Source organism: Intrasporangium sp. (genome assembly GCF_035280925.1).
Lineage (GTDB): Bacteria > Actinomycetota > Actinomycetes > Actinomycetales > Dermatophilaceae > Intrasporangium.
Genome location: NZ_DATEEY010000128.1, coordinates 22,660 through 30,756, shown reverse-complemented (window position 1 = coordinate 30,756; position 8,097 = coordinate 22,660). Strand labels below are relative to the sequence as shown.

Sequence of the window (8,097 nt, the reverse complement as noted above, 5' to 3'; positions counted from 1 at the left end):
CGGAGCTTGGTCATCGCCCGGCTCACGTGGGTCTTCGCCGTGGCGGCACTGAGCACCAGGCGCTCGGCGATCTCGTCGTTGGACAGCCCATGGGCGACGAGTGCGACGACCTCGAACTCACGGGGCGTGAGGACGTCCAGGGCCGACGAGTGTTCGCACCGCTGACCATGCACCTCTACCGGCGCCGGGCCTGAAGCCCCGGCCCGACGCACCCATCCCACCGAACCCCCACCACGAACCACACCAAGGAGACCGCCGTGACCAGCCCATTCATCCTCACCACCTCGCGCCGCATCCAACCCGACCGCGCCGACGAGATGCGCGAGCTGGCGACCGACTACGCGAAGTTCCTCCAGGCTCACGAGGGCGACATGCTCGCCCACCACAGCTACGTCACGGACGCCGGCGACGGGCTCACGCTCGTGCACGTCCTGGCTGACGCGGGCGCCGCGGATCGACACATGACGGCCGCCGCAGGGCTCATCGGCAGGGGCGCCGCGTTGGCCGACGGCAACGTCCGCATCGAGGTCCTGGGTCCCCCCGGCCCGGTTCTGGACAAGGCGCTCGAGAACAACCGCGCCAACGGGGTCCAGGTGACCGTCGCGGAGCGCGGCCTCGAGGGTTTCGCCCGCGCGTCGAGCGCGTGACCTCGACCCGGCGCGGTATGCCGCTGGGCTCGCTTCCACACGGAGGCGGGCCCACGTGGCGTGTCCGGACGGTGGCTGTCGGCGGGTCGTCCTACCTTCGTGGCATGCGGTTGCTGCACACCTCGGACTGGCACCTCGGGCGAACCCTCCACGGCGTCAGCCTGCACGAGGCGCAGTCCGCCGTGCTGGAGCGGATCTGCGAGCTCGTCGAGGACCCGCCGGACGGCGTGCCGGTCGATGCGGTCATCGTGGCCGGTGACATCTACGACCGCGGCGTGCCGCCCGTGGAGTCCGTCCAGCTCTTCGAGTGGACGCTCTCGCGCCTGTGCCAGGTGACGACAGTCGTGGTGACCTCCGGCAACCACGACTCCGCGATCCGGCTCGGCTACGGCGCCGCCCTCTTCCGGGACCGCATCCGGATGATCACCGACATCTCGATGATCGACCTGCCCGTGCTGCTGCAGGGGTCGGACGGGGTCGAGGTCGCGATCTACGGCATCCCCTATCTCGACGTCGACCATGCCCGAGTCGCCCTGGCCCACGGTGGCGAGGTCCTCCCCCGCTCGCACCAGGCCGTCGTGAGCGGGGCCTGCGACCGGATCCGCGATGACCTGGCCGGCCGCGACGGTGTTCGTTCGGTCGTCGTCGCGCACGCGTTCGTCGCCGGTGCCGAGCCGAGTGACTCCGAGCGGTCGATCGCGGTCGGCGGCGTCGACCGGGTCGCGGGAACGGTCTTCGAGGGCATCGACTACGCAGCCCTGGGTCACCTGCACGGTGCGCAGTCGCCCGAGTGCGCCCCGGGGTCGGTGGTGCGCTACTCCGGCTCGCCGCTCCGGTACTCGTTCTCCGAGCAGGACCAGGTCAAGGCGGTGCTCCTCGTCGACCTGCCGGCCGAGGGCCCCGTCGAGGTCGCGACCGTCGAGATCGACCAGCCACGGCCGATGGCGACCCTGCGCGGCACCCTCGACCACCTGCTCGAGGACCCGGCCCTCGACACGCACGTGGGGTCATGGGTCCGGGTGACCGTGACCGACCGGGTGCGACCCGACTCGCTGATGGACCGGCTCAAGTCCCGGTTCCCGCACGTGTTGCAGGTGTTTCACGAGCCCGATGGCCGCATCGAGCAAGGCGTGCGGAGCACCACTCCCGTCAGCGAGCGCGACCCTCGAGAGCTCGGCTCCGACTTCATCGCCTACGTGACGAAGGCGGAGGCGAGCGATGGCGAGGTCGCCTGCTTCGTCGCAGGTTACGAGGCCGCGGTGAAGGCGCAGGCGCTCGCCGAGTCGCAGGAGCGGGAGGTCGCCTGACGTGCAGCTCCACCGACTCGAGATGACCGCCATCGGCCCGTTCTCCGGCACGGAGACCATCGACTTCGGCGCCGTCGGGCGGGCCGGGCTGTTCCTCCTCGAGGGGCCCACCGGGTCGGGCAAGTCGACGATCATCGACGCCATCACCTTCGCGCTCTATGGCAAGGTCGCGCAAGCCGCGGCGGACGTCGAGCGGATCCACTCGCACCACGCGGATCCGCGGGAGATCCCCGTCGTGACGCTTGTCTTCGAGACGCAGTCGGGGCTGTACCGGGTGCGTCGGACACCGCGGTTCGAGCGGCCCAAGTCGCGCGGCACCGGCCTGACCGTCCAGCAGCCGTCGGTCAAGCTGTGGCGGATCACGAGCCCGGACGACCTCGACGGCGGTGAGCTGCTCTCCACCAACATCGGCGACTGCGACGACGAGATCACCCGAGCCGTCGGACTGACACGCGACCAGTTCGTGCAGACGGTGATCCTGCCCCAGGGCGAGTTCGCGACCTTCCTGCGGGCGAGGTCGGAGGACAAGGGCAAGCTGCTCGAGAAGGTCTTCGGGACGGCATTCTTCCGCCGCGTGCAGGAGGAGATCGTCGAGGCGGGGCGGATCGCTCAGGCTCGGCGGCAGGGGGCCGTCGGCGAGATCCGCGACGCCGTCCATGCCTTCGCCGTCTCGGCCGGGATCGAGGCGGAGCGGCGCGACGAGCTGGTGGTCCTGGCCCAGAGCTCACCGGAGCACCTCGATGGCGAGCTGGCGCAGGTGGTTGACGAGCTGGCCACCCGAGAGCGCCACTCCGCCAAGGCCAGCCGCGAGGCGATCGAAGCGCATCGGCAGATGGCCGAGATGGTCAACAACGCCAAGCTGCGGCGGCAGCGACGGCAGCGGCTCATCGAGCTCCAGCGGGAGGACGAGTCGCTGGGCGCGCGAGCGGTCGAGTTCGACCACCTCCGGGGCCAGGTGGCGCGCGGGCGCCAGGCCCGGCCCGTCGCGGGTGCCGTTCGTACGTTGGCGCACAGCGAGGCAGCCCTGAAGCGCGCCGAGGCGGCGGTTGCGGCAGCCAGGTCGCGCGTGCTCCCGGAGCAGCGGGAGCTGACCGTCGCGCAGCTCCGGGTCGCGGCCTCGTCCACCCGCGAGGTTGTCGGGGCCCTGACGGCTGCCGCGGAGCTCGAGGGCGCGCTCTCGATGCGGCGCACCCAGCTCGACGAGGCGCGGTCCCGGGCCCAGCGCGCGCGTGCTGGGCTGAGCCAGGTCACCGCGGAGCTCGAGTCGCTGCCGCGGTCGATGCAGTCCCGTGAGGAGTCCCTGACGGCCGCTCGGCACCTCCACTCGCTCCTCGAGGCTCGAACGGCAGCCGCCGCTCGAGCGAAGCGGCAGCTTGACGCGGCGGTAGTCGAGGCGGCCGCCTCCGCACGACTGCGAGAGGTCGAGGCGGAGGCGACGCGTGCCCTGTCGGCCGCACGCGACGGCGAGGCCGCTCTGGCGGGGCTGCGCCAGGCGCGTATCGACGACATCGCCGGAGAGCTCGGGCTCGCACTGCTCGACGGGCAGCCGTGTCCGGTGTGCGGGTCCGTCGACCACCCAGCGCCGGCCCGGCCCGTGCCCGGCGCCGTCACGCCCGAGCAGATCGCCTCGCAGGAGGAGCGGGTCGATGGCCTGCGGTCCGCGGTCGTCACGGCGAGGGATGCCCTGTCCGCCCTTCGAGCAGAGATCGCCGGCCTCGCCGTCGCCTCGGATGGCCTCGACGTCGCGTCGGCGCGCGCTGTTGCGCAGCAGGCGGCCGGTGACCTGTCCGCGTCGCTGCAGGCCGCGGACGATGCGGCCACGGCGGAGCAGGAGCTCGGCGCACTGCGGGTTCGCACGACGGAGCTGACCGAGCGGGTGACGCAGCTGACGGCCGAGGTGGCGCGGGTCGAGCACACGGCCGACGAGCTCGAGGAGCGGATCAGCTCTGACGGAGCCGTCGTCGACGCTGCCCGTGAGGGTCATCCCACGGTGTCCGCCCGTAGAGAGGCGCTTGTCGTGGTGGCCGCGCGCGTCGACGAGCTCATCGACGCGGTCACCTCCCGCGAGTCCGCTCGGGCCAGCGTCGCCGAGGATGCGGCAGCCCGCGACGCCGACCTTGCGGCGGCGGGCTTCACCAACGTCTCCGAGTGGCTCGAAGCCGACCGCTCCGTTGAGTGGATCGCCGCCAAGGAGAAGGAGATCGCCGACTTCGAGACGGCGTGCACCAGGGTCAAGGCGGGTCTGTCCGGTCCCGAGCTGGCCGATGTCCAGCTCGACACCCTCTTCGACGACATCGAGCCGATGGTCGAGCTCGAGAAAGCCGCGAAGAAGGAGATGGAGGCCGCCACCCACGAGCACGGCAGCCTGCGCAGCCAGGTGACGAGGACCAAGCAGCGCGTGCTCGACATCGGGTCGGCGCTCGAGCGCAACGCCGACTGCATCAACGAGACCGCCGACGCCGTGCGGCTGGGGCAGCTCGTCTCCGGGAACGGGGACAACCAGCTGAACCTCGACCTGGCCAAGTACGTCCTCATCCGCCGCTTCGCCGAGGTCCTCGCCGCGGCCAACACCGAGCTCGCGCGGTTCTCGGGTGGGCGCTACTCCCTCGAGCACACCGACGCGAAGAAGGGCAACGCGAAGTCGGGGCTCGGCGTCCGGGTCCACGACATGCACACCAACCAGGTGCGCGACGTCGGCACCCTGTCCGGCGGCGAGACCTTCTACGTCTCGCTGTCGCTCGCGCTCGCGCTGGCGGAAGTGGTCCGCACCGAGTCGGGTGGCGTCGACCTCGGGACGCTCTTCGTCGACGAGGGCTTCGGCACCCTGGACCCCGACGTCCTCGATGACGTCATGCACACGCTCGAGGGCCTGCGGGCCGGCGGCCGCACGGTTGGCATCGTCAGCCACGTCACCGAGCTCAAGTCCCGCGTCGCGGACCGCATCGAGATCGTCGTCAGGGACGACCGCACCTCGACGCTCCGCGTCACCGCGTGACGCGCGAGCTCGGGCGAGACATGGCAGCCCCGATCCCGAGGATGACCACGCCGACCACGGCGGAGGCCCCAGCGAGCCACGCGTAGCCGAGCGACCCCACCACGATTCCGGCCACCGCGCCTCCGCCGGCGCCGGCGAGGCCCATGAAGACATCGGCGAGTCCCTGCGTCGCGGGCCGCTCGTCCGTGGCCACTGCCGCGGTCAGCAGGGTCGACCCGGACACCAAGGTGCAGGACCAGCCGACACCGAGGAGGAACAGCGCCACCAGCAGGAGCGCGGACCAGCCGGCCTCCGACAGCGCCGCGAGGCCAGAGGCAACGGCGAGGATCACGCCACCGAGCATCGCGACGACCCGCCCGCCCCACCGGTCGACGGCCATACCCACCACGGGCGACAGGACGTACATGCCCAGGATGTGGATCGAGATGACGAAGCCGATGACCTCGAGCTCTGCGTGCCCATGCTTCATGTGGATGGGGGTCATCACCATCACCGAGACCATGACGAGGTGCCCGAGCCCCATGACGAGCACGGCCCGCAACGCGCGGGTGTTCGCGCGGATCACCGAGATGCCCCGCCGCATCGAGCCGTCGTGGTTGGGTGCCTCGGGCGCCGGTCCCGTCGTGGTTCCCTCCGCCAGTCCGGCCGTATGCCGCTGGGCTCGCTCCTCGTGCTCCGCGGCCTCGAGCGCGCGGGCAGTCAGGAGGGGGTCGGGACGCAACAGGAGGTTGACCACCAGCCAGGCGAGCAGGAAGCCGGCGAGTGAGAAGACGAAGCAGCCGGCCAGGTCCGGGATGCCGACGAGACGGGCGACCGAGACGCCGGGACCGACGAGGTTCGGCCCGGCCACCGAGCCGATCGTGGTGGCCCAGACGACGATCGAGAGGTCCCGGCCACGGTGGGCCGGCTCGGCGAGATCGGCCGCGGCGTAGCGAGCCTGGTTGTTCGCCGTGGTGCCGCCGCCGAAGAGGAACATCCCCACGAGGAAGAGCGCGAAGGAGTTTGCCACCGCCGCCGTGATGACGAGCGCTGCGCCGACGAAGGCCACGCCGAGCCCCAGGGACTGGCCCATCCGGCGCCCGCGGCTCGCGATGACCCGCGCTACCGGAATCGTGATGAGCGCGCTACCGAGGACCTGGGAGGTGGTCCCCACCCCGGCGAGCGCCTCCGTCCCACTGATCTCCTCGGCGAGCAGGGCGCCGACCGCGATGCCGCTCGCCATGCCCACTCCACCAAGGATCTGGGTGGCGACGAGCGTCCGAATGACCTTGCGCTGCAAGGTGCCCTGGTCGAGCCGGGTGATCGTGGTGGTCATGCGCGGCGGCTCCTGCAACTCACGTGAGGCTCGCGAGCCCGATTCTTGTTCACTCGATTGGGTGGTTCGGGGTCAGACGTGGGTGGTTGGGGGTCAGACGTGGCGGCGGGAGGTGATGACGCGGAACCGGTTGGCGACGTAGGCCGCGTCGGTGTAGGCCGCGTTGGCGGCCGGGTTGGCCCCCGTCCCGTGGAAGTCGGAGAACGCGGCCGTCTGGTTGACGAAGATCTGGCCGGTGAGGTTCTCGGACAGGGCGACGCCGCCGGCCACCGCCGCCTGGCGGGCCTGCTCGAGCACGTCCTCGTCGGTCGAGTAGACCGAGGCCGTCATGCCGCCGTGCTGGCGAACGGTGTCCGCGAGCTGGGCGAGCGACTGGTCCGTCGAGGCGGTCTCGATGAGGAACCCCACGGGCCCGAAGCACTCCTGCGTGTAGACGTCCTCACGCTGCACGTCGAGGGAGACCAGGCCGGGCGCCCGGACGACCGCCTCCGCAAAGGACGGGTGCACCACCCGACGCGAGTCGAGCACCACCCGGCCCTCGGCCTCGGCCGCCATCGACTCGAGGGAGTCGGCGTTCGACCGGACCTGGTCGTTGACCGTGGCCCCGAGCAGCTCGACCGCCTTCGCATCGTCACCGGTCAGGCGCGAGACCGCGCCCGCCAGGCGCTCGCCGAACTCCTCGAACGACAGATGCCCCTCGTCCGTCTCCACACCGGTCGAGGGCACGTAGATGTTCTGCGGCGCGGTGCACATCTGGCCCGAGTAGAGCGTCAGCGAGAAGGCGAGGTTGCCGAGCACGCCCTTGAGGTTGTCGGTCGAGTCGACGACGACCGTGTTGAGGCCGGCCTTCTCGGTGTAGACGAGCTTGCCGAGCGCCGCCCCTCGCTCCTCGAGCCACGCCCCGAAGGCCGGCCCGCCCGTGTAGTCGATGATCGCGATCTCGTCGCGCTCCGCGAGGGTCTTCGCGAGCCCCTGCCCGTCGGCCTCGGCGGCGAGCTGGACGAGCGCCGGGTCGAAGCCGGCCTCCGCGAGCACCGTCCGCGCCGCGTCGACGGTGATCGCGAGCGGCAGCACCGCGCGCGGGTGCGGCTTGATGACCACCGGGTTGCCCGTGACGAGCGAGGCGAAGATCCCGGGGTAGGCGTTCCACGTCGGGAAGGTGTTGCACCCGATGACGAGGGAGACACCGCGCGGGATGATCCGGTAGTCCTTCTGCATCCGGATCGGAGCAGGCTTGCCCTCGCGGTCCTTGCCGGGCTTCTCCCACACGACCGACTCGGGCACCCGCTCCTGCTCGATGAGCCCCGCTGCGACGGCCTCGATCGCCCGCTCCTGCGCATGGGGCCCGCCCGCCTGGAACGACATGACGAAGGGCTGCCCCGACGTGTGCATGACGGCGTTGGCCAGCTCGAACGACCGCCTGTTGATCTGGTCCGCGATCTCGACGCACACCGCGGCCCGCACCTGCGGCCCCGCGGCACGCCAGGCGGGAATGGCTGCCTCGGCGGCCGCCAGGCCGGCGTCGAGGTCGAGCACCGGGTAGGCGACCCCCAGCGTGGGGCCGTACGGCGAGACCTCACTGCCCACGAAGGTGCCGTCGACCGCGGAAGCGAGCTCAGCGGCATACGGTCGATTGAGGTGCGCCTCGTACGCGGCGAGCCCCTCGGCGGCAGCCGTCTCGCCGTAGACACGCGGGGACGGGGACTCGGGATAGCGCGAGTACCACGAGCGCGACGTCAGCGCCTGACGGATCTCGTCGAGGACGCCGGCGTGCTGGTCGAGCAGCGGGTGGGTGGGCTTCGTTGCCTGTGCAGTCACGCCTCCAAGGTTAGG

General features: G+C 71.4%; 6 protein-coding genes. 3 read left to right on the top strand and 3 right to left on the bottom strand.

Annotation, left to right across the window (positions count from 1 at the left end):
• A partial coding sequence (locus tag VJN29_RS12645) for a response regulator transcription factor (RefSeq protein WP_414654359.1) occupies positions 1 to 173 on the bottom strand: 173 nt, incomplete at its 3' end.
• Between the two features lie 84 nt (positions 174 to 257).
• On the opposite strand from VJN29_RS12645, the gene VJN29_RS12640 reads away from it, so the two are divergent.
• From VJN29_RS12640 to VJN29_RS12630, 3 genes are all read left to right on the top strand, one after another.
• On the top strand, positions 258 to 647 hold the full coding sequence (locus VJN29_RS12640) for a hypothetical protein (protein WP_324143985.1): 390 nt from the start codon (positions 258 to 260) through the stop codon (positions 645 to 647).
• A gap of 104 nt (positions 648 to 751) precedes the next feature.
• Entirely contained in the window at positions 752 to 1,954 is a 1,203-nt protein-coding gene (locus VJN29_RS12635) for an exonuclease SbcCD subunit D (protein ID WP_324143984.1), read from the top strand.
• Position 1,955: 1 nt separating this feature from the next.
• Positions 1,956 to 4,949 (top strand): SMC family ATPase, encoded by a 2,994-nt coding sequence (locus tag VJN29_RS12630; RefSeq protein ID WP_324143983.1) that lies wholly within the window; start codon positions 1,956 to 1,958, stop codon positions 4,947 to 4,949.
• Here the strand turns inward: VJN29_RS12630 and VJN29_RS12625 are convergent.
• Both VJN29_RS12625 and paaN read right to left on the bottom strand, forming a co-directional pair.
• Positions 4,939 to 6,264, bottom strand: a complete 1,326-nt coding sequence (locus tag VJN29_RS12625; RefSeq protein ID WP_324143982.1) for an MFS transporter — start codon at positions 6,262 to 6,264, stop codon at positions 4,939 to 4,941. The two genes, VJN29_RS12630 and VJN29_RS12625, sit on opposite strands and share 11 nt — an antisense overlap.
• Before the next feature lie 93 nt (positions 6,265 to 6,357).
• Positions 6,358 to 8,082: a phenylacetic acid degradation protein PaaN gene (paaN, locus tag VJN29_RS12620; RefSeq protein WP_324143981.1), complete on the bottom strand. Its 1,725-nt coding sequence runs from the start codon at positions 8,080 to 8,082 to the stop codon at positions 6,358 to 6,360.
• Positions 8,083 to 8,097: the final 15 nt, after the last annotated feature.